19 protein-coding genes are annotated in these 20,933 nt (G+C 72.6%); 8 read left to right on the top strand and 11 right to left on the bottom strand.

Annotated elements, in window-relative coordinates:
• Positions 1–4: 4 nt before the first annotated feature.
• Positions 5–1,339 (bottom strand): glycosyltransferase, encoded by a 1,335-nt coding sequence (locus tag BXY45_RS18750; protein WP_211319740.1) that lies wholly within the window; start codon positions 1,337–1,339, stop codon positions 5–7.
• A gap of 147 nt (positions 1,340–1,486) precedes the next feature.
• Entirely contained in the window at positions 1,487–3,775 is a 2,289-nt protein-coding gene (locus tag BXY45_RS18745; protein WP_170131612.1) for a glycoside hydrolase domain-containing protein, read from the bottom strand.
• A gap of 208 nt (positions 3,776–3,983) precedes the next feature.
• Between BXY45_RS18745 and BXY45_RS18740 the strand changes: the two genes are divergently transcribed.
• Both BXY45_RS18740 and BXY45_RS18735 read left to right on the top strand, forming a co-directional pair.
• Complete coding sequence (locus BXY45_RS18740; protein ID WP_109776058.1) at positions 3,984–5,585, top strand: glycosyltransferase family 39 protein; 1,602 nt, start codon at positions 3,984–3,986, stop codon at positions 5,583–5,585.
• A 20-nt stretch (positions 5,586–5,605) separates the two neighbouring features.
• A complete protein-coding gene (locus tag BXY45_RS18735; RefSeq protein WP_109776057.1) occupies positions 5,606–6,328 on the top strand; it encodes a class I SAM-dependent methyltransferase in 723 nt (240 codons plus the stop codon).
• Here the strand turns inward: BXY45_RS18735 and BXY45_RS18730 are convergent.
• Entirely contained in the window at positions 6,318–6,722 is a 405-nt protein-coding gene (locus tag BXY45_RS18730) for a nucleotide pyrophosphohydrolase (protein WP_109776056.1), read from the bottom strand. The genes BXY45_RS18735 and BXY45_RS18730 overlap by 11 nt on opposite strands.
• 10 nt (positions 6,723–6,732) lie before the next feature.
• The gene (locus BXY45_RS18725; RefSeq protein ID WP_109776055.1) at positions 6,733–7,809 is read right to left on the bottom strand and encodes a hypothetical protein; all 1,077 of its coding nucleotides are present in this window, start codon (positions 7,807–7,809) and stop codon (positions 6,733–6,735) included.
• Between the two features lie 124 nt (positions 7,810–7,933).
• Between BXY45_RS18725 and BXY45_RS18720 the strand changes: the two genes are divergently transcribed.
• From BXY45_RS18720 to BXY45_RS24620, 3 genes are all read left to right on the top strand, one after another.
• Positions 7,934–8,242: an antibiotic biosynthesis monooxygenase family protein gene (locus tag BXY45_RS18720; RefSeq protein WP_109776054.1), complete on the top strand. Its 309-nt coding sequence runs from the start codon at positions 7,934–7,936 to the stop codon at positions 8,240–8,242.
• Positions 8,243–8,414: 172 nt separating this feature from the next.
• Positions 8,415–10,322, top strand: coding sequence for an EAL domain-containing protein (locus BXY45_RS18715; RefSeq protein ID WP_109776068.1), 1,908 nt, complete (start codon positions 8,415–8,417; stop codon positions 10,320–10,322).
• Between the two features lie 143 nt (positions 10,323–10,465).
• Positions 10,466–10,873: a helix-turn-helix domain-containing protein gene (locus BXY45_RS24620; protein ID WP_281270626.1), complete on the top strand. Its 408-nt coding sequence runs from the start codon at positions 10,466–10,468 to the stop codon at positions 10,871–10,873.
• A 4-nt stretch (positions 10,874–10,877) separates the two neighbouring features.
• On the opposite strand, the gene BXY45_RS18705 is transcribed toward BXY45_RS24620, so the two are convergent.
• On the bottom strand, positions 10,878–11,972 hold the full coding sequence (locus BXY45_RS18705; protein ID WP_146211277.1) for a GGDEF domain-containing protein: 1,095 nt from the start codon (positions 11,970–11,972) through the stop codon (positions 10,878–10,880).
• A 237-nt stretch (positions 11,973–12,209) separates the two neighbouring features.
• Here BXY45_RS18705 and BXY45_RS18700 point away from each other — a divergent pair, with 237 nt between their 5' ends.
• A complete protein-coding gene (locus tag BXY45_RS18700) occupies positions 12,210–13,346 on the top strand; it encodes a cell wall-binding repeat-containing protein (protein ID WP_109776051.1) in 1,137 nt (378 codons plus the stop codon).
• Positions 13,347–13,387: 41 nt separating this feature from the next.
• On the top strand, positions 13,388–14,629 hold the full coding sequence (locus tag BXY45_RS18695) for an alpha/beta fold hydrolase (RefSeq protein ID WP_170131611.1): 1,242 nt from the start codon (positions 13,388–13,390) through the stop codon (positions 14,627–14,629).
• Positions 14,630–14,714: 85 nt separating this feature from the next.
• On the opposite strand, the gene BXY45_RS18690 is transcribed toward BXY45_RS18695, so the two are convergent.
• Both BXY45_RS18690 and BXY45_RS18685 read right to left on the bottom strand, forming a co-directional pair.
• Positions 14,715–15,728: a FecCD family ABC transporter permease gene (locus BXY45_RS18690; protein WP_109776049.1), complete on the bottom strand. Its 1,014-nt coding sequence runs from the start codon at positions 15,726–15,728 to the stop codon at positions 14,715–14,717.
• 10 nt (positions 15,729–15,738) lie between these two features.
• The gene (locus BXY45_RS18685) at positions 15,739–16,773 is read right to left on the bottom strand and encodes a FecCD family ABC transporter permease (RefSeq protein WP_109776048.1); all 1,035 of its coding nucleotides are present in this window, start codon (positions 16,771–16,773) and stop codon (positions 15,739–15,741) included.
• A 168-nt stretch (positions 16,774–16,941) separates the two neighbouring features.
• Here BXY45_RS18685 and BXY45_RS18680 point away from each other — a divergent pair, with 168 nt between their 5' ends.
• On the top strand, positions 16,942–17,991 hold the full coding sequence (locus tag BXY45_RS18680) for an ABC transporter substrate-binding protein (protein ID WP_211319738.1): 1,050 nt from the start codon (positions 16,942–16,944) through the stop codon (positions 17,989–17,991).
• Positions 17,992–18,212: 221 nt separating this feature from the next.
• Here the strand turns inward: BXY45_RS18680 and BXY45_RS18675 are convergent, their stop codons facing one another.
• From BXY45_RS18675 to BXY45_RS18660, 4 genes are read right to left on the bottom strand one after another with little or no spacing between them, the layout of a single operon-like run.
• The gene (locus BXY45_RS18675) at positions 18,213–19,193 is read right to left on the bottom strand and encodes an ERCC4 domain-containing protein (RefSeq protein ID WP_109776067.1); all 981 of its coding nucleotides are present in this window, start codon (positions 19,191–19,193) and stop codon (positions 18,213–18,215) included.
• A gap of 13 nt (positions 19,194–19,206) precedes the next feature.
• Complete coding sequence (locus BXY45_RS18670) at positions 19,207–19,539, bottom strand: type II toxin-antitoxin system PemK/MazF family toxin (protein WP_109776046.1); 333 nt, start codon at positions 19,537–19,539, stop codon at positions 19,207–19,209.
• On the bottom strand, positions 19,526–19,765 hold the full coding sequence (locus tag BXY45_RS18665; protein ID WP_146211276.1) for a hypothetical protein: 240 nt from the start codon (positions 19,763–19,765) through the stop codon (positions 19,526–19,528). The genes BXY45_RS18670 and BXY45_RS18665 overlap by 14 nt, the downstream gene beginning before the upstream one ends.
• Before the next feature lie 20 nt (positions 19,766–19,785).
• Positions 19,786–20,859 (bottom strand): exonuclease domain-containing protein, encoded by a 1,074-nt coding sequence (locus BXY45_RS18660; protein WP_109776044.1) that lies wholly within the window; start codon positions 20,857–20,859, stop codon positions 19,786–19,788.
• Between the last annotated feature and the right edge of the window lie 74 nt (positions 20,860–20,933).

The raw sequence follows: 20,933 nt of genomic DNA, 5'->3' as shown, positions 1-20,933 counted from the left end.
GTGGTCAGAGGGGAGCGCCCTCCCGGGGGGTGTCCACCACCCGATGCTGCTCCTCCACCACGGTCTCGGTGGGCGGCAGCATCTCGTCGAAGACGCGCAGCTTGTCGAAGCGGAGCGCGTGCTCGCGGGCGCGCTGCTCCAGCTCGAGGCGCTCGATCTCACCCATGTCGAGCACGGCCCTGTCGATCATCCGAGCGAGGCCCGCGACGTCGCCCGCTTCGATGATGAGCGCCGTGTCACCGACGGCTTCGCCGGTGCCGCCCACGAGCGTGGTGATGACGGGGCCGCCGCCGGCGAGCATCTTCTCCGTCAGCGCGATGCCGAACGTCTCCACGAACTCGGGGACCGGCTTGGTGGGCAGCGCGTACGCCGCGCACCCGCGCATGAGCAGCGGCTTCTCGGCGTCGGAGACGTCGGTGAGCAGGAGGATCCGCTCGTCGTCGCCGGGGACCTCGGCGATCTGCGCCCGCACCGCCTCGACGGCGTTGCCGGCCCCGGCGATGACGAGCTTTTTCGTGGCCGACGTGCGCGAGGCGCGGTAGGCGTTGATGAGGTCGTCGACGCCCTTGGCGCGGGTGATGCGCGACAGGAACAGCACGTAACCGTCGCGCTCGAGGCCGCGTGCGGCCAGCGCGGCGTCGACAGCGGCAGGATCGAGGTCGAGGAAGGCGGAGGTGTCGATCGGCGGGTAGCTGATCCGCACCCGGGCGGTGAGCTCCTCGGCGAAGCGGGTGCCGGCGAGCGCGTCGACCTGCTCCGCCCAGCGCACGACCTCTTCCTTGGTGAACTCCGACACCGCGAGGAGGTCGTCGTTCTGGAGGTAGGTGGACAGCACCATCGCCGCGGCACCCCAGGCGCCGGTCCGCAGGGCGTTGGAGACCACGTTGGTGATGTCGGAGCCGACCGCCTTGGCCAGCGTGCGGGCGTCGAGGGCGAAGCCCGCCACCCGTGCTCCCGCGACGGCCTGGACGACGACGTCGGTGTGCGGCGTGAGGTACATCGACAGGACGACGGTCGGCACGCCCTCGGCGAGCAGCTCTACGAGGCGTCCGGTGAGACCGGCGATGTAGCGGCCGTCCGGCACGCGGTTGTCACCGACGGGAGCGGGGCGCTCGACCGTGATGCCCGGTGAGTAGGGCAGCAGCGCGTCGAGGGGCTTGAGCGGCAGACCCGCCGCCTGCAGCGCCTCCAGCGGCCAGGTGAGGATCCGCACGTCGTCGAAGCCGCGCAGCAGTGCTGCCTCGGCGAGGTTGCGCGCCTCGCCGGAGTGGCCACAGATGACCGGGTCCGCGCGGACCAGGATGACGAGACGGCGGTCGGGCTTGCTCATGCCGGTCATGAGGTCCTCCTCGGGTGCTGGGGCGGGTGTGTGTGGGTGGACAGTGGCGCTGGGGTGGAACTCAGTCGGAGCTAGGTCGGAGCTGGGTGGTCTGGGGAAGTGCGGACGGGAAGAAGTGCGGGCGGGAAACGGTGTACGGGCGGCGCGTCAGCGCGCTGCCGGCGAGGGTGGGCGCACCGTGCGCCCGAAGCCCTGCGGTTCGTCGCCGAGGTGGAGCACCAGGCGACCCCCGCGGTGGACCCGTTCCATCGTGAGGTGCGGACCGGCCAGCGGCTCGCCGTCCAGCGTCGCGGAGAGCACGTGCTGCGGCTTGACGGCACCCGCCGCGGATGCTGCCTCGAAGGAGTCGTCGGAGCTGATGGGCTGCTCCCGGTGCCCGACAGCTTCGACGACGAACTCACCGCCGGGGACGGCGAGCACGGTCCGCTCGAACGCCGGCGCCGACAGGAGGAACAGGTTGAGCCCTGCCACCGGGAACAGGCCGAGGGAGGCCCAGACGTACCAGGAGGACAGGCCGCCGGAGTCGTCGTTGCCGGGCAGACCGCCACGGCCGGTGCCGAACTGGTGGGTGAGCGCCGCGTGCACCACCTGCGCGGTGCGGTCGGGGCGGCCCGCCCAGTGGTAGGCCCAGGGGGCTTCCATGTCGGGCTCGTTGTTGAGGCCCTCGAACCTGTTGAGGGCGTAGCCGGCGGCCATCTCCGCGGCGTTGGGCCGCAGCCCGGGCTGCCGCACGGGAGGGGCCCCGAAGCCGAAGAAGGCGTCGAGCATCCGCGTGAACGCCTCGGCACCGCCCGCGAGCTGGACCCGGCCGGCCATGTCGTGCAGGAGCCGGAACGAGTAGTTCCACTTGCCGCCCTCGTAGTACTCCGAGTCGCGCAGCAGCCCGGTGGTCGTGTCGAAGGCGTTGATCCAGCGCAGCGACCGCTCCGCGAGGTCATCGGCGAGGCGGCGGTCACCGACGGCACGCGCCACCTGCGCCGTGCAGTAATGGGCGAAGGCCAGGTCGAGCGTGTGCGAGATCGGGTGCACCACGCCGTTGTCGATGAACATCTCGCCGTAGCCGCGGCGCAGGTCGTCGTCCATGTGCACCAGCGCCCACGACCAGTCGATCGGGGCCAGGTCCACGGCGTGCGCGTCGGCCAGGGCGGTGTGCGCGAGCGCGCTCGCCTGCCGGAAGAACCTGTCGGCCCCGCGCGACATCCGGTAGCCGATCGGGAAGTTGCCTTCCTCCTCGCTGACCCTGATGAGCGACTCCAGCAGGTCGGCCGCGCGGTTCGGGGTGATCGCGGCGAGCAGCGGGATCTGCGTCTTGTAGATGTCCCACATCGTCGAGATGTCGAACGCGAACGGGCCGTCCGAGGGCCAGAACGGGCTCTCGTCGTCGGCGATGCACGGCTTGATGAGCGAGTGGTACGTCGCCGTGGCCATGACGGTGCGGCGCGCGGGCGTGCCGCCCTCCACCGCCACCCGGCCCACGTGGTCGGTCCAACGGGCTCGGGTGCGCTCGCGGACGGCGTCGAAGACGGGCTCGCAGGGAGCGGAGGGCAGCTTCGAAGCGTGCTCGGCGGTGAGGTTGGCCCGCGCCTGCTCCACCCCGCGCAGCGAGAACCCGATCCGCACCTCCACGGTCTGGCCCGCGCGGGCCGGCCCCATGAAGAGCAGCCCGAAGGGCCGCAGCGTGGTCTGGCGGATCCTGTCGAAGTCGAGCCGGGTGCCGCCCTCGATGAGGCGCCTGTCGTGCCAGAGCATCGGCCGCCACGGCGCCGTGTGCCGCGCCGGACCCGACGGGCCGGGCACGTCGGTGTCGACCTCGAGGGCGAACGACAGCGGCACACCCTCGACGACGATGGTGCCCTGCGCGCGGCCCTGGCCGAGGTTCTCGACCTGGGCGCGCAGCGGCACGGTGCGGCCGTGCTCGATGGCCAGCCCACCGCAGGACGCGTCGACGACGACGCGGGCGCTGCGGTGCTCGGGGAAGGTGTAGCGGTGCACGGCCGTCTTGGGGCCGACGGTCAGCTCGCAACGGATGCCGGAGTCGAGGGTGGCGGCGTAGTAGCCCGCCTCGGCCACCTCGTCGGTGAGCTCCCACGACTGCCCGAGGTCGTCGAGGGGCTGCACCATCGGCGTGACGCGCAAGTAGTTGTAGTACTTGCGGATGGCACCGGTGCCGGACTGCTGGAAGTGCGTGAAGCCCGAGGCCTGCAGCGTGTCGAAGACCTCGCTGGGCATGCCCTCGAGGCTCTTGTCGTACTGGCCGTACCCGGTGGGGTAGGCCCCCGAGTAGGCGCAGGCGCTCACCATGCCCAGCGGGCTGGTAGCTCCGGGGTGGGTGTTGCCGACCTGCGGCTTGGGCCACCACCACGCAGCAGCTAGACCGCGTGGCGCCGGCAACCGGGTCGCAGCGGTCCCGACGAAGGGATCGATCTCGGTGAAGATGCGCCGAACCTAGCGGCGCTCAAGGGTCACGCGGGTTTCATTCGCGTGAACTGTGTCCCGGCGCGTCGCTCTCACCGTCAGCGTTCTCCCCAGCAGGCAACTCACCAGGCGACTCAGCAGCCGACTCAGCAGCCGACCCTCACGAGCATGAGCGAGCTGCTCAAGCTCACCGGGCACCCTCCCAGCATCGGCTGCGACGATCGTCCGTGTGACCGCGCTCCTCCATGACTCGCCGCTGTCGGGGGTCGCCGCCCGGCGCTCCCGCTGGCGCATCAGCTCCGGGCGGTTGTCCGTCCTGGTCCCCGCTCTGCTGGCCGCGGCACTCACCGCCTACCGCTACGACGCGAAGCCCTTCTGGCGCGACGAGGTCTACACGCTGAGCACCGCCGGCCGCAGCGTCGGCGACATGATGGGACTGCTCTCCGAGCGCGACGCCGGGCTCGTCGGCTACTACCTGATCATGCAGCCGTGGATCGCGGTGAGCGAGGCCTCGTGGTGGATCCGGTTGCCGGGCGCCGTCGCCACCGTCGTCCTCGTGGCCCTGGTGGCGGTGCTGGGCCGGCGCTTCGCCGGGCCATGGGGCGGCCTCGTGGCCGGCACGGTCGCGGCGCTGGCGCCGGCCGTGTACCTGCACGGGCAGGAAGCTCGCCCGTACCCGATGGCGCTGACCGCCGTCGTCGTCACCGTGCTGCTCCTGCTGCGGTCCACCGAGCGACCGCGCGCGTGGATCTGGCCGGTGGCGGCGACGACGGCGCTGCTGGCCGTGCTCTTGCACCCGCTCGTGACGCTGCCCTCGGTCGGTGCGGTGTTCTTCGCCGTGTGGCTGCGCCCCGGCCGCGCCCGCCGCTGGGCGCTCGTCCTGGCCGCGCTGCCCGCGGGCCTGGTGGGCGCGGGCCTCGTGGTCGCGGGGTCGATGCAGGCCGCCGAGCGCCCTCCGGCACCGGCCACGCTGCCGGAGTACTTCACCTTCTGGCGCCTCGTCGCTGACGTGCCCTGGCTGGGGTGGGCGGTCCTCGCGCTCGCCGTCGTCGGAGCTGTGGTGCTGCTGCGGCGGGGTCCCACGCGGGACTCCGGGCGCGAGCCCCACGCGCTCGTGCTCGTGCTGTGGGCGCCGATGCCCGTGCTGGCCATCACCACGCTCGGGCTCATGGGTGGGTACTTCAACCAGCGGTACGCCAGTGCCGCGCTGCCCGCGATCGCCGTTCTCGCCGCCGTCGCCCTCACCGCGCTGCCCGCCGCCGCCCGCCGCCTCGCGAGCCGGTCCGCACGGGGGGAGCGCTGGGCGGGCTGGGCCGCGGTGACCGCCGTCGTCGTCCTCCTGGTCAGTCTGGTGCCGGCGGGCGTCGGCTTCCGGCAGGCCCGCGCCGGCTTCGACGACCCGGCCGGCGCCGCCCAGCAGATCGCCGCGCAGGCGCAGCCGGGAGACGCCGTGGTGTACGTGGGCAACGTCGTCAGGCCCATGGTCGAGGCGTACTACCCGCCGGGGCTGGCGGGCAGCGACCGCCTCACCGACGCGCTGCTTGTGGCCTCCCCGGAGGACAGCGACACCCTCGGGGGGCTGGAGGTCTACCGCGTGGTCGACAAGATCGCGGAACTCGCGCCGCACCGACGCGTCTGGCTGGTGGGCTCCGTGGCCACTGCCACCGGCGACCTGGGCCGCACCACCGGCAACGCCCGCGCCGTCATGCGCGACCGGCGCCTGGTCTCCAGCACCGACCACAACTGGCTGCGGGTGGAACTGTGGGAGACCCCCGAGGACGACGTCACGGGTGCGTCCGCCTCGCAGGAACCCCCGGGCGTGGCGCAGTGAGCGAGTCGTAGGCTGCTGGGATGGCCTCCAGCGACCGTCCGGCCGCCCACTCGGACGACCAGCGGCGCTACAACGCCGGGTACGACGAGCAGCCCGAGGCCTACGAGTCCTTGCGTGCCGCCGGGCACATGACGCGGCGCCGGGTCGAGTACTTCGAGGGCGTGCTGCGCGATGTGCCTGGTCGCGTCCTGGAGATCGGGTCGGGGACCGGCACCCTGCTGCGTCGTCTGGCGTCCACCCACCGCGACCGGCACTTCACCGGGGTGGAGCCGCTGCCCAACTACGTCGACTTCGCCAACGGTCGCTCGCGCGACCTGGGGCTCGGCAACGTCGCCTTCGAGATCGGCACCGGTGAGGCGCTGCCCGACGGGGTGGCCGACTCCTCGGTGGACCTCATCATCAGCGTCGACGCGCTCCACCACGTGGAAGATCTCGACGCCGTGCTCGCCGAGGCGTCCCGCGTGGCGGCCCCCGGCGCGCGGTGGCGCGCGATGGAGCCGAACCGGCTCCACCCGTACGTGTTCCTGTGGCACACCGTCACCGATGGCGAGCGCACGTTCAACGCCGGTGACTTCCTGCGGCGGGCGCGCTCGGCTGGCTGGCGCCTCGTCGGCAAGGACCGGCTGTACCTCTACCCCAGCACCGTGCAGCAGGTGCCGCCGTGGGCGGAGCGTCTTGAACGGCGCCTGGAGGGCGTGCCGTTCCTGTCCGGGGGCGTCGCGCTCGACCTCGTCAAGGAGTAGCCGCTCCCTCGTCCCGGGGGAGTCCAGTCTTGTCGGACAGGTCCGTGTAAGTCGCTGACGTGCCGCGGGCCAGGTGCACCGGGTACTTCACGGCGTTGGCGGCCAGCTTCGCGGTGAAGGCCCGCTCGACGTCCACGCCAAGGGAATCGGCGAGCAGCAGCAGGTAGGCCAGCACGTCGGAGATCTCCTCACCGGCCCGCTGCCGCAACTGCTCGCGGTCCGGGTCGGTGGCGATGGCCGCGGCCTCGGCGTCAGTGAGCCACTGGAGCAGCTCCGCCACTTCCCCGACCTCACCGACCATCGCCAGCGCCAGGTTGCGCGGGGTGTTGAACCGCTGCCACTCGCGCTCGGCGGAGAAGTCGCGCAGCATCCGCTGCAGGTCGCTGACGTCCACAGGGTCATCTCTACCGGCACGCGAGCGCCACCTGGCGCGCAGCCCACGCCGCCGTCGAGGAGCCTCCCGGGGACTGGGTGGACTGGCTCTTGCCCTCGTCCCACGAGGTGACGACGTCCACCTGCAGCTCCAGGCCGCCCTGCGACGGCGGGAGCGCTCGGCGGCAGTCGGGATTGAGGCGCAGCACCGTCGTCAGGTCCTGCTGCGGAAGCACCTGAGCGGGCAGCTGCACGTCGCTGGAGAGCCGCAACCACGGCGTGGACTGCACGCTCAGGGTCATCGCGGTGTCAGTCTCGTTCCGGGCGGACAGCGCCATCGTCCCGTCGTCGCGGGCGCTCGCGGTCACCGACAGCGCCCCCGAGGCCATCGGATCGCAGGCGTACGCGAACTGCTGGCGCAGGTCTGCCCACCCCGCGCTCCCGTCAGAGGCGAGGTAGCGATGCCGGACCACAGGACCGTCATCACCGCGAGATGCCGTGCTCGACAGGTCCTTCGGCAGCGCGACATCGATGTCCAGGCTCAGCGGCTCCGCTATCTCGGGAGGCTCCGTGCTGGAGCCCGACCACTGCGGTGCGGGCGCCTTCGTACAGTCGACGGCGCCCCGCAGCACGAGCGTGTTGGTGCCTCCCGGGATGACCGGGGTTGAGGTCGCCGGGCCGAGCAGGCTCAACAGCGGCTCCGAGGTGCCGCGCACGGTGAGTCGCACCGGCTGCTTTCCACTGTTGAGGACCTGCACCTGCAGCTGGACGAGCAGCTTGCCCTGCGCGTCGAAGGTCGTGGGTTCACCGGTGAACGGAGACATCACGCTCGCGCCGCCCACCTGCAGCGCGCTGAGCTGCTGCGAGCTGGCGAGGTCGGCGGCGGCGGAGATCCGGAACTGCCGACCCACCGAGACGACGACGAGCAGCGCGAGCGCCGTCACGAGAACCGGCAGCATCCAGCGGGAGCGGAGCCAGCGGGGGCGCCCGGCGCGCCGGGAACTCGGATGCGGAGACGGGCGCTCGTCGCCGCTGGCGTCGCCGTCGTCGTCATCGCTGAGGTCGAGGACGTCGTCGGCCCAGCCGGCAGCGTCGCGATCCCGAGCCACCCGCTGACCGTAGGGCTTGTCGCCGGGCGGGCATCGCCATGCCACACCATGGGGCAGGATGATCACCGCGTGCCGCTGGGCGAACTGCGTGGGTGGGGTGCGCTCGAACTCAGGAGGTCCGCCCGTGTCCGTCGTCGTCATCAACGCCCTCGACGTCCCCGAAGACGGGGGGCCGGAGATCGAGCGCCGGTTCGCGGCGCCCAAGCACGCCGTCGACGGCGCGGAGGGGGTCGAGGGCTTCCAGCTGCTGCGGCCGGTGGCGGGGGAGAGCCGGTACTTCGTGGTGACGCAGTGGGCCAGCCGTGAGGCGTTCGAGGCGTGGCGCGACGCCAGCGCCCGGGTAGCTCACAGCGATGGCGACGGCGGCCCTGCCGCGCGCAAGCCCGTGGCCACCGGGTCGACGCTGCTCGAGTTCGAGGTGGTGGACCTCTGAGCGTGTCGCTGATGATCCCGAAGGTGGGGGGCCGATCGGGCGAGAGCTCTGCTGCGATGCTGGGCAGCCGTCAAGGGCACCGCGCTGACCGTCGAAGCCGTCGGAGCAGCACCGCCACTCGAGCGCACGGGTGGTCAGCGCGAGGGTTGGAGTCACCATCGCCACCGCCGACATGAGCCTCCGGCACGAGGCCGAGCTGCGCCGCCTCCTGGGCGAGCAGCGGCTCGTGAGCTGGTTCCAGCCCATCGTCGACCTCGCCACCGGCGACGTCGTCGCCCACGAGGCGCTGGTCCGCGGACCTGCCGACTCGCCCCTGCACCTTCCCGACGCCCTGTTCAGCACCGCCCGCCGCCACGGCCTGCTCGCGGAGCTCGACGCCGCCTGCCGCGCCGCCGCCTTCTGGGGGGCGTCGGCGCAAAAGCTGCGCGACCCCGTGGGGCTGTTCGTCAACGTCGAGCCGGAGGTGCTCGACAGCGCACCCCTCGACGTGCTGCTGGAGATCGCCGCCAACGCCCCGGGGCAGCTACGTGTGGTGGTCGAGTTCACCGAGCGGGCCCTGGCGCACCGCCCCGCCGAGCTCCTGCGCACCGTTGACAGGATCCGCGACGCCGGGTGGGCGGTCGCTCTCGACGACGTCGGCGCCGACGAGCTCTCCCTGGCGTTCATGCCGCTGCTGCGACCCGATGTCATCAAGCTCGACCTGCGCCTGGTGCAGGACGGCCCCGGCCCCGACGTCGCCCAGGTGATGAACGCCGTCAACGCCTACGCGGAGTCCAGCGGCGCGCTGGTGCTGGCCGAGGGCATCGAGGACGACGAGCACCTGCGCCTGGCCCGCTCGCTCGGAGCGGTGCTCGGGCAGGGGTGGCTGTTCGGCAGACCGCGGCCGGTGATCGACATGAGTGCGCGCACGGCGGCTCTGCCGCTGCCGCCCCGACGGGCCGCGCAGGCGTCGTCGTCATCTGTTGTGGACAGCCAGGCCAGCCCGTTCTCCCTGCTGCCGCCCGGCGCCGTGCTGCGTCATGCGCCCAAAGCGCTGCTGATCGAGCTCACCAAACAGCTCGAACGTGAGGCGCTGCGCCAGGGCAGCGCGTGCGTCCTCGCCTCGACCTTCCAGCTGGCTCGCTACTTCACCCCGGCAACCGCCAGCCGCTACCGCGACCTCGCCGAGCGCATCGCCTTCGTGTGCGCGCTCGCCGAGGACATGCCCGCCGAGCCGCTCCCCGGGGTCCGCGGTGCCGCGCTCGCGGCCGGTGACCCGGTGCGCTCGGAGTGGGACGTCGTCGTGCTCGCCCCGCACTTCAGCGCGGCGCTGCTGGCCCGTGACCTCGGTGACGACGGACCCGACGCCGAGCGGCGCTTCGAGTACGTGCTCACCTACGAGCGGTCGACGGTCGCGGCAGCGGGGCGAGCGCTGCTGGCGCGCGTCGTCGCCGCTGAACCCGCCGCCCCCGGAACCCCCGGAACCCCCGGGACCCCCGGGACCCTCGCCCCCTCAGCGGGGAGCGTGCTGGCGGCGGTACCGGCCCCGACCGGGGCCGACGTGGCCGAGTGCCTGCCTTCGCTGCTCGGGGAGCCTTCGCTGCCGGCCCTCCCGCCCGTGCCCTCGCTCGAGCCGGGAGCTGCCACCGAGGCGCTGCTGCGGCGGGCGCTCGACGCCTCGACGAGCGGGGTCTGCGTAGCCGACGTCCGCCGTCCCGATCAGCCGCTGGTGTACGTCAACCCCGCCTTCGAGCGGCTCGCCGGGTTCACCGCCGGGCAGGTGCTGGGGCGCAACTGCCGCTTCCTGCAGGGATCTGACACCGACCCCGCCGTCATCGACGCGATCCGCACCGCCGTCAGCGCCGGCCGGGAGTGGACCGGCGTCGTCCTCAACCACCGCGGCCCGGATCGGACGCCGTGGTGGAACGAGGTGCACTTGAGCCCGGTTCACGACGACGACGGCGCGCTGGTCCACTACATCGGCGTGCAGACGGACGTCACCGAGCGGGTCATCGCCCAGCGCGAACTCGCGGTGGAACGTGACCGCACCCGCGCGCAGCGAGCCCGGCTGGAGCAGCTGGGCCTGAGGACTCCGCTGTAGCCCTGTGCCAAGCCGTCGGTGCCGTCGCTGAGGGGGGATGGCGTCCGGGGATGCCGGAGGGGATGCCCCTCGGACGTGACAATCGCCTGCGCCCGACCACAGAATGTACGGATGCGTCACGAAGCGAACACTGCGGGTGGCGAGTGACCGCGGTCAACGTCGTTGACCTCAGGGCCCACGACGATCTGGACGCCCTCTCTGAGTTCGAGCTCCTCGACCTCTACCTGCGCGTTCGGCGGATGCTCGCGTCCCGCCTGTCGCGGGGCGACGGCTCGGAGTCGATGGAGATGTTCTTCTCCCGTCTCGCCGAGGTGGTCGAACCACCGGCGCCGGTCGTCACCGTGCCGAAGGCGAGGATCTCCCCCCGCGAGCGGGAAGTGCTCCACTTCCTGGCGCAGCAGAAGACCAACGCGGAGATCGCCGCGACGCTGTTCATCAGCGAGAACACGGTGAAGAACCACGTGTCGAACATCCTCGCCAAGTACGAGGTCAGCACCCGGCACGGCGCCGTCATGGCAGGGATCCGCGAGGGGACCCTCACCGTCGACTGATCGCTCAGCTCTTCGGAGGCCGCTGGCTGATCGTGGCGGCGTGGCAGACCCTGTTGCGTCCTGTCCGTTTCGCCTCGTACATGGCGGCGTCGGCGCTGCTCGTGAGCAGCTCCACCAGTCGCAGAGCGGCCTCGGCGGTCTCGGCCGCGTCTCGCGCCGCGGCGTCGCTGCTCACGGCCGTGCCGATGCTCACCGTGACCCGGGGCAGGCCGTCGACGGCGAGAGCTTGCACCGCGAGACGGATCCGCTCGGCCCGTGACGCGGCATCGTCGAACCCGGGGACCGTGCCGACCACGAGCAGCTCCTCGCCGCCGCTGCGCACCACGATGTCGCGGTCTCGCACCACCGAGCGCAGCGTCCGAGCGACCTCGACGAGCACCGCGTCGCCGGCTGCGTGGCCGTGCACATCGTTGACCTGCTTGAAGTGGTCGATGTCGAGCAGCGTGACAGCGACCAGCTCGCCACGGTCGACAGCGTCCACCACGAGGCCGTGCGCGTGGGCGCGCAGACCCGCACGGTTGGTGAGCTGCGTCAGCGGGTCCGTCACGGCGGCGCGGCGGTCCTTCACCATGGCCGCTTCGAGGCGGTGGACCAGCGCCAGCGCGATGAGCGCGGGGACGAACGTCGCCGCGTTGACGGTGAGGATCGCGGTCCACCGCTGCAGCAGGTCGTCCTGGGTGCTTCCCACCACCAGGCCGATGCCGAGAGCCGTGGCGGCCCACACCGCCATCGTCCCGCGGAACCTCAGACAGAGAGCAGCGAGTGCAGCGACGGCGTCCAGGACCGCCACGATCATCCAGGGGTAGAAGCCGTGGGGCTGGGTGAGTCCGTCGGCGGTGAGCGTGATCACCGCGATGAGCAGGTGAACGCGCGCGACCGTGTCGGTGACGGTCTTGATGAGCAGCAGGTGCGCGACCTGCACCACCCACAGGGTGCTGAAGAAGAGCAGCCACGCGGTGGTGAGACCGAGCCCGTTGCCGGTCGTGTGGTTGACGAGGGTGAGCCCGTACGCGATGACCCCGGTGACGGAGAACGCCCCGACCAGCACGGGACGGCGAACGGCACTGCGCCAGCTCGTCCGGTCTTGAACGGCTGGCACTCCCTCGTGATCGACGCAGCAGGCTCCGACGTGAACCTCTCGATGAACTCCAAACCCGCACCTCAGAGGACACCACCCGGATGCCACGACTCCCCCCGCAAAGGTGTCTGCTCTCCGGGCTACACGCGGAAGCGTGCGGGGGCCGGGTGAGGCGCAGTGACAGCTACTGCGGCGTGGCTCCCCGTGTTAGCGACGGCCGGGTGCCACGGTGCTGGCAGGTGACCGGGGGGGAAGACGATGACGACGACGACGCGCGCGCGGCGCGCCAGGGCCGCGACGATCGCCGCGCTGGTCGCGGGAGGCCTTCTGGCTGCCGCGACTCCGGCGCAGGCAGTGACCATCGACCGCTGGTCGGGCGGTGACCGCCACGCCACTGCCGCCGCGGTCTCGACCATGAACTTCCAGAGCTCGACGAAGGCCGTCGTCGTCGTCAACGGCAACAGCTTCGCCGATGCGCTGGCGGCAGCACCGCTGGCCGCTTCGCTCAAGGCACCCCTGCTAACGGTCACCGCCGACCAGGTGCCGACGGCGACGAGCGCCGAGATTGAGCGGCTCGCGCCCCAGCTGGTGTGGGTGGTCGGCGGGACGACGGCGATCAGCGAGGGCGTCACCTCCCAGCTCGATGGACTCTCTACCGGCGGCACGATCCGGCTCGCCGGCAACACCCGCTACGCGACCGCCGCCCGCGTCAGCGAGATGCAGTTTCTCGGAGCGCAGGAGGTGTACGTCGCCTCCGGTGAGGGCTTCGCTGACGCTCTCGCGGCCGGCGCAGCCGCCGCCTCCAAGGGCGTCCCGCTGATGCTCACGAACCGCGACAGCCTGCCGTCGGAGACCGCCGACATGCTCAAGGCGGTAGGTCCGACCCGCATCACCATCGTGGGCGGCACCACGGTGGTGTCCGCCGCCGTGCAGGCGAAGCTCGAGGCCGACTGGCCCGGGAAGGTCCGCCGGATCTACGGCGACGACCGTTACGACACCGCCGCCAAGGTGCTCAAGGACCTCGGCAGCTCCGCGCCCAGCGTGCTGCTGGCCAGCGGCGTGAACTTCCCTGACGCGCTCGCTGGTGCCGCACTCGGCAAGCCCCTGCTCCTCAGCCGCCCCGACTGCCTCCCGCAGGTCACGGCCGATGCCTACACCGCCCTCGGCACCACCAGCGTCACCGGCCTCGGGGGCTCCGACGTGCTCAGCAACGCGGCGCTCGCCGGCACTGTCTGCGTGCCGGCGGCGCTGCCGGAGGCGGCCGCGTCCGCGTCGTCGTCCGAGTTCGAGAACTGCACCGCGGTCCGTGCCGCCGGCAAGGCTCCGCTGCGACGGGGCCAGCCGGGGTACAGCAGCAAGCTCGACCGCGACGGCGACGGCATCGCCTGCGAGTGACCCACAGGTAACCCCAGGCCGAGACCAGCACACTGGGCGGCGTGCGCCGCTCAGTCGCTGACAGGGTCGCTCGTCACCTGCTGGCGCGCGGCGGAGGCGTCGTTCACCGGGCGCTCGGGCCCGAGGACGACGGCGGTCGCGCTTTTCCGCTGACGTACCTACGCGACACGCCACCGGCGGAGCGCCGGGGACTGCCGGTACTCGTGGTGCCCGGCGGCCCCGGCCTGGCGTCCGCGCTGCCGTACCGAGCCTGGCGGCGCCGGGCGGTGGCCCTCGGCCTCGACGCGATCATGGTCGAGCACCGAGGGGTGGGGCTCTCTCGTCGTGACGCGTCGGGGCGTGACCTCACGGCGGCCGATGTGACGGTCGAGGCCGTCGTCGATGACCTCGCCGCTGTTCTTGACGACGACGACGTCGAGCGCGCCGTCGTCTACGGCGCGTCCTACGGCAGCTACCTCGCGCAGGCGTTCGCGATGCGTCACCCGGAGCGGGTGGCGGCGCTGGTGCTCGACTCGCCGATGCTGTCGGTGGTCGACGACGTCGCCGCGGTCCGCGCCCATCGCCGTCGTCAGCTCTGGGACGGCGAGGAGCCCGCGCTCGCCGAGGCGGCCGCCGCGGTGCGTGAGCTCGGATCACGGGCGGTCACGATGGAGCTGATGACCGAGCTCACGGCGGTCGTGACGGTGGTCCACGAGGTCGCCGGACCCGACGTGCTGCGCCGCCTCGTGACGGCTCGCGGGCAGGGGCGGCTGCGGTGGCTGTGGTCGATGCTGGCGGAGGTCGGCGTGTCGGAGGCATCGGAGTCGGTGCAGCGGTACCTCGTGGAGCCCGACCTCGTGGCCGGCATCGCCTACGGCGAGCTTGGCTTCGGGCAGCCTCCGGACGGAGGCCCGCTGGACATGCAACTCATCCACGCGGGTGTCGCCGCGGGCCAGCCGGCGTACGCGGGGGAGCCGTTCGACCTGGTGGCGGGCCTGCAGCGGACCACGGTTCCCGTGGTGGTGCTCTCCGGCGAGCGCGACCTCACCACGCCTCGGCCCATCGCCGCTCGCGCCGCTGCGCTGGCGCCGCAGGGTCTGCTCGTCGAACTCCCCGATACCGGCCACAGCGCCCTCGACGTGCACCGTGAGGCGTCGCTGTTCGTGGCACGCGCAGCGGCCGACGGCGACGTCGACAGGTTGCGCGATCCCGCTGTTCTCGATCGCCTTCGCCAGCTGCCGCACCGTGGCCTCGCGCCCCTGGCCGGAGCCGCGCTGAGCGCCGTCGTCAGAGCCACCACCTGAGGGAGCCACCACCTGAGGGAGCCACCACCTGAGGGAGCCACCACCTGAGGGAGCCACCACCTGAGGGGGCTGTCAGCGCGAGCCGTCAGCGCGAGCCAGGTGCCCGCACCACGAGCCAGAGCAGGTACGCGCCGCCGATGGCGCCGGTCACCAGGCCCACCGGTAGTTGCAGCGGTGCGAGCAGGCGTTGTGCCGCGAGGTCGGCAGCCAGTAGCAGCACCGCACCCGTGACCGCGCTGGTCACGAGCGGGATGGTCGGTGCGCGCAGCATCCGCCGTGCCAGCTGAGGGGCGGCCAGCGCGACGAACCCGATCGGCCCGGCGGCAGCGGTCGCCGTCCCGGTCAGCCCCACCGCGGTGAGCACGAGGACCACGCGCGAGCGCCCGAGCGGCACCCCGAGGGCCGCGGCGACGTCGTCGCCGAGATCCAGCACCCGCAGTGTCCGCGCCTGGACGAACACCGCCGGTAGCAGCACGGTGAGGGACGCCGCGAGCACGGCGACGTCGGGCCAGCGCGTCACGGCCAGGCTGCCGAACAGCCAGGTCCGCGCGACCTGCGCCACCTCCAGCGGGGCGCGGGTGATGAGGTAGTCGTTGACGGAGGCCAGCGCTGCCGCCAGGGCGATGCCGACCAGCACCGTCCTGTCACTCCCCGTGCCCGCCCCGCGCGTCAGCAGCAGCACGACGCCCGCGGCCAGCGCCCCACCGAGCCACGCTCCGGCGGCGGGGGAGAGCGCCCCCACCCCGATGACGACGACGGCGAGCGCGCCCGTCGCGGAGCCGGTGGTGAAACCGATGACGTCCGGGCTGCCGAGCGGGTTGCGTGTCAGGGTCTGGAACACCGCACCGGCGGTGGCCAGCGCCGCCCCGACCAGCAGCGCTGCGCACAGCCGAGGCAGGCGCAGACCGAGAACGACGACGTCGTCGGCGGGTGTGCCCTCCCCGAGCAGCGAGCGCAGCACGGCATCCGGGGAGGCGCGGTACGAGCCACCGAGCAGCGACGCGACGGCCAGCGTCGCTGCGAGGAGCGCCAGCGCGGTCAGCAGAGGCAGCACGCGGCGGCCCGCCGTCGTCGTCCTGCTTGTTGTGGTCCTGACCATCAGTGACCGCTCACCGGCGGGACCCGCGCAGGGCCAGCCACAGCAGCAGCGGCGCCCCGACGAAGGCCGTGACGATGCCGACCTCCAGCTCCGACGGACGTGCGACGACGCGGCCGATGATGTCGCTGGCGAGCACGAGCGCCGCCCCGCCGAGCGCGCACAGCGGCAGTGTGCGGCGCAACCCGGGGCCGACCACCAGCCGGATCGCGTGCGGGACCACGAGCCCGACGAAGGACACCGGACCTGCGGCCGCGGTCGCGCCGCCGCACAGCAGCGTCACGGCGAGCAGCGCCAGCAGGCGCAGCCGTGTGGTGCGGAGCCCGAGCGAGCGGCCGACGTCCTGCCCGAGGGCGAGGGCGTCGAGCCCGCGCCCGAGCGTCCACGCCAGCGCGCCGCCGGCCACGACGAGCGGCGCGACGACCAGCGCGGTTGTCAGCTGTCGGTCTTCGAGGGAGCCGACCACCCAGAACCTGTAGGAGTCGAACGTGCGCGCGTCGATCAGCGTGATCGCGCCCGTCACCGAGTGCAGGCACGCGGCCAGCGCGACCCCCGCCAGCACGAGGCGCACCGGGTCGGCAGCGACGCCGCGGCTCGCGCCGATGAGCAGCACCGCGCCGGTCGCGAGGGCCGCACCGGCCAGGGCTGCCGCCGCGAGCCCCGCGGGATTGCTCACCCCGAGCACCGAGATCACGACGACGACGGCGCTCGCCGCGCCCGCGTTGACGCCCAGCAGACCGGGTTCCGCGAGGGGGTTGCGCGTGAGGGCCTGGATGACGGCGCCGGCGCAGCCGAGCGCGGCTCCCACCAGCACGCCGAGCACCGTGCGGGGCACGCGCAGCTGGTGCACGACGAGTGCGTCGGGGGAGGAATCTGGTGCCCAGAGGGCGCGCAGCGCCGCCTCCGGCGGAACGGGGCGGGAACCCACGGCCAGGCTCGCGACGGCGAGGAGCACCACGAGGAGGGCGAGCGCGACGCCGAGCGCGGCCACGGTGACGCGGCGGGGAGCGACATCCGCCGCGGGCGCGGGGCTCAGCCGGGCGGGCATTGCAGTGTGGAGGGCAAAGCGGCGTCCTCCTGAACAGGGCGTTTGCACCGGGCGTGATCGAACCTGTACTCAGGGATCTCCACTGGCGAAAGGCAAGGCTAACTTATGCGTCCTCAGCCCCCGAGGCTTCCCTCCGCCGACCCTGCGCGCCCCCTGCTGCTCACGGGGGTGAGCGTCCTGCTGGTCGGTCTGCTCGCGGCCTGTGGGGGCGGGGCGCTCAGCGGCTCACAGGCCGGTGCGTCTGCTGCCGCGGCGTCCGGCGGGGCGTCGGCGTCGTCGTCGGCACTGCCCAATGCGGAGGCCGGTGCGGCGGGACCGCACGTGGTCTCGCGCACGATGGCGGAGGGCATGGGGTCGACCCAGGCCGATGGCGTCTTCCCCCGCACGGTCGCGCACTACCTCGGCTCCACCGAGGTGCCTGCGGCCCCGCAGCGGATCGCCGTGGTCTCCACGGGGCAGCTCGACGCGCTGCTCACCCTCGGTCACGTGCCGGTGGCCGCGACGGTCGCCGAGTCGAACGCGCTCGTGCCGGAGTACCTGGCGCAGGCCTTCCCGCAGGACGCCACCGCGCTCGGCGCCATGACGAGCATCGGCACCCGGACCGAGCCCGACGTCGAGGCCATCGCCCAGGCCAAGCCCGACCTCATCCTCATCAACTCCACGCGCGGCAAGGACTACTACGCCGCGCTGTCGGCGATCGCGCCGACCGTGGTGACGCTCGGCAACGGCGTCAACTGGAAGAGCGACTTCCTGCTGCTCGCCGATGCGCTCGGGCAGAAGGGTGATGCGCAGAAGATCCTCGACGGGCTTCACACCGACGCCGCCGCGTACGCCGCGAAGCTCCCTGCAGGGACGCCCGCGCCGACGGTGTCGTTCCTGCAGTCCACCGGTGACCGCACGCGCATCATGGGTCTGCCGTCGTTCACGGGTGGTGTCGCGGAAGACCTCGGCCTGGGGCGGCCGGAGTCGCAGCGGTTCGACGAGACGTCGAAGGACATCAGCGCCGAGCAGCTCGACCTCGCCGACGCGGACTGGATCTTCTACGCCGCCGCCGGCGACGGCGTGCAGCTCATCACCGGGTCGACGCTGTGGCCGGGGCTGAACGCCGTGAAGGCGGGGCACGCCGTCGAGGTGCCGCTGGAGCCCTTCTACCTCAACGCCGGGCCGACGGCCGCGCGCCTCGTGCAGGACACCGTGACGAAGTCCGTCACCCCCTGACCCCGTCCCCCTTCCCGCACTTTCCGCGGCAAGTGCGCCACCGGAGCCCCCGGAAGCGCACTTGCCGCGGAAAGTGCGGAAGGGATGGGGGCGTGGGACGTCGGGGGCATCAGCGGCGGCGGGCGCCTCGCGCGCTGTGGTTCCCGCTGCCGCTCCAGCTCGTGCCAACCGAGGCGGTTCGCGGCTCGGGAGCATCGAGCAGGCGCTCAGTCCGACCCCGCTCAGGCGGAATGTGCGGCGTGCCAGGCAGCCACCACCTCCGGGCGCAGACGCCCGCGGTCGGAGACGGGTAGCCCCTGTCCCAGCGCCCACGCCCGCACCTCCCGCGTGGACGGCTCGGGCGTAGCGGCGGCGGCGCTGTCGCGTCCCTCGACGTCGTCGACGACGGTCAGCTCGGTGCCCGCCCAGGTGAGCGCTGCCGCCAGCCAGCGGTAGGTCCACTCCTGTGCGAGCTTGCGGGTGTCGCAGAAGACGACCGGCACGTTCGGGTAGGCGACCTGCAACTCGGCCAGGCCGTCGGCGACGACGGCGGGCCGCACGTGCTCCTGCGCGAAGACCCTCGAGTACGGCTCCTCCACGACGACGGCAGCGCGCGGCAGCGCGGCCAGCTCACCGAGGGCGTACCGCAGCCGCCCGCTGGTGAGGCTGGCAGTGAAGTCGGCGATGGTCTTGCGCTCCACCGCGGCGACCACGCGCCCGCCGAGCAGCACGGCGTAGTCACCGCAGGCCAGGGCCCGCCGCACGGTGCGCACCTGCTGATCGGCGAACGTCCACGGGTAGCGCTCGCGGCCGTCGATGACCACCTCCAGTTCGGTGATTCCCGCGGCGCGCGCCGTCGGCGTGCTCACCTGGGGCCGGGACTGCTTGCGGGTGCGCGGCGACTGCCAGAACACCATCTGCCGTCCGCGCGCCCGCGTGGTCACCACCTGGGAGCGGTTCTCGCGCGAGCGCGCCGCCACCACGTCGATCGCCGCTCCGCGCCGGGTGCAGCTGACCAGCTCCACCCTCTCGACGATGTCGAGGTGCGCCTCGTCCGGCCAGGCGTCGGCGGGCAGCGGGTGGCAGTACAGCGCCGATGTGCGCGGCCACGTGCCTTTGGTCGCGAAGACGAGGCCCGCCTCGCCGGTGCCGTTGACCGGCAGGCGTACGAGGAAGGGCAGGCTGCTGCCCTGGTCGGGGTTCCTGGCGACCGTCAGCTCCAGCGTCACCTGGTCCTCACAAGTCCTGGACCAGTCGGAGGGCGTCGTCGATGTCTCGCAACTCCTCGTAGCTGGTCATGCCCCGGAAACTCCCGAGGCGCGAGGGGTCGACAGCACTCACCTGCTCGCAGAGTGCGTACGTCGTCGTGTCGGGCATGGCGATCGCCACATGCCACTGCGCCTCGAAGACCGTGGTGCTCGTGGGTACGACCACCACGGTGGACAGCAGCGGCAGTGCAGTGGACTGGACGACGACGGCGAGCCGGCGTTCACGCTGATCACGTCCTTGCAGGTGATCGCCACGGCTGAGCGGAGAGGTGGCGAGTTCGTAGACCTCACCCCGCTGCATGCAGGTCTTCCTGCACGGCGCGCATCTCCGCGAGGTACTCCGGATTGTGGCTGAGTGCGGCGGCCTCGTGTTCGGCGCGCTTGCGCTTCTGCTCCCATCGCAGGGCTCGCAAGCCAGCCACGATGACCTCGTCGGCGCTCATGTCGTGCTCAGCTCCGTACGCCGCGACGTCGTCGCGCGTGGCGACCTTCACGCGGACGGTCGTTGTGGTCGGCCCAGTCGCCATCTGGCGAGTCTACAAGTCGTCTACAAGCTCGCGATGACTGAAGGAGTCAACGTGAGGGGCACGTCGTCGCGCAGGTCGATGACCGGAAGCTCCGACGTCTCGATGAGGCCGTCGATCAACAATCTGGCTGTCGCGGTATCCGCCACTGGTGTGCCGAGCTCCAGGGCGCGGGTCGCCTTGCGGGTGCCGGAGTGGACGTCGTCGGTGACGAGCAGTCGCGTGCGCCCCGAGACCGCGCTCGTCACCCGCACCCCGCGCTCGCGGCAGCGGGCCTCCAGGAGGGCGCGCACGTCCGGGTCACCGCCGGTGAAGACGACGGCGTCGCCGGGGCGCAGTCGAGGCAGCTCCGCCGTTGGGCGCACCGGCGCCGCTGGCCGGGCCGAGCGCGCCGGTTGAGCAGCCCGCGCCCTCCACGCCGCACCACCTGGCAACGAGCTACCTGATAACGGGACCGGGCTAGCTGATGCCGTCGCCGCCCGCCGCCGCAGTACGGGCGCGTGCGCCGAAGCAGCGATGACGGGCCAGGCCGTCGCCGTCGTCGTCGCCCTGTCCAGCAGCTCGGCGTGGGCGCCCGGCCCGGCAGCGTGCAGGTAGCAGGCGAGCAGTCCGGCGGTGGCGCGGGCGTCGCCGAGGGCGGAGTGGGCGCCGGTGAGGCGCACCCCGGCGGCGGCACAGCAGTCCGCGAGCTTGCGGCGCAGCAGCTGCGGCAGGTGCCGCCGGCTCTCGGTGAGCGTGCACAGCCGGGGGACGTCGGGCATCGTCACGCCCGCGCGCTCGAACTCGGCCCGCAGGAAGGGCACGTCGAAGTTCGCGTTGTGCGCCACGAGCACCCGCCCGGCCAGCACGTCCACCAGCGCAGAGGCGATCTGGGCGAAGCGCGGGGCGTTCCGCACGTCCGCCGGCCGGATGCCGTGCACGTGCGTGGCACCGACGGTCGGACGCCCGGGATACACGAGGGTCGACCACTCCGTGCCCGCCACGCCCTCGGGGGAGACGTGGACGACGGCGACCTCGACGATCCGCTCCGTGCGCGGCGACAGGCCCGTGGTCTCGAGGTCGAGCACGGCGAAGCCAGCTGTGCCGGGGAAGTGCACTCCGTCACGCTACGTGAAGAGGCAGAACGGGTGGCCGTCGGGACCGGGGAGCTATGAAGCGTTGGCCCCTTCAC

Source organism: Quadrisphaera granulorum, assembly GCF_003149145.1.
Classification (GTDB): Bacteria; Actinomycetota; Actinomycetes; order Actinomycetales; family Quadrisphaeraceae; genus Quadrisphaera; species Quadrisphaera granulorum.
The sequence above is the reverse complement of the archived record's forward strand: the minus strand, read 5'-3'. Positions and strand labels throughout refer to the sequence as shown.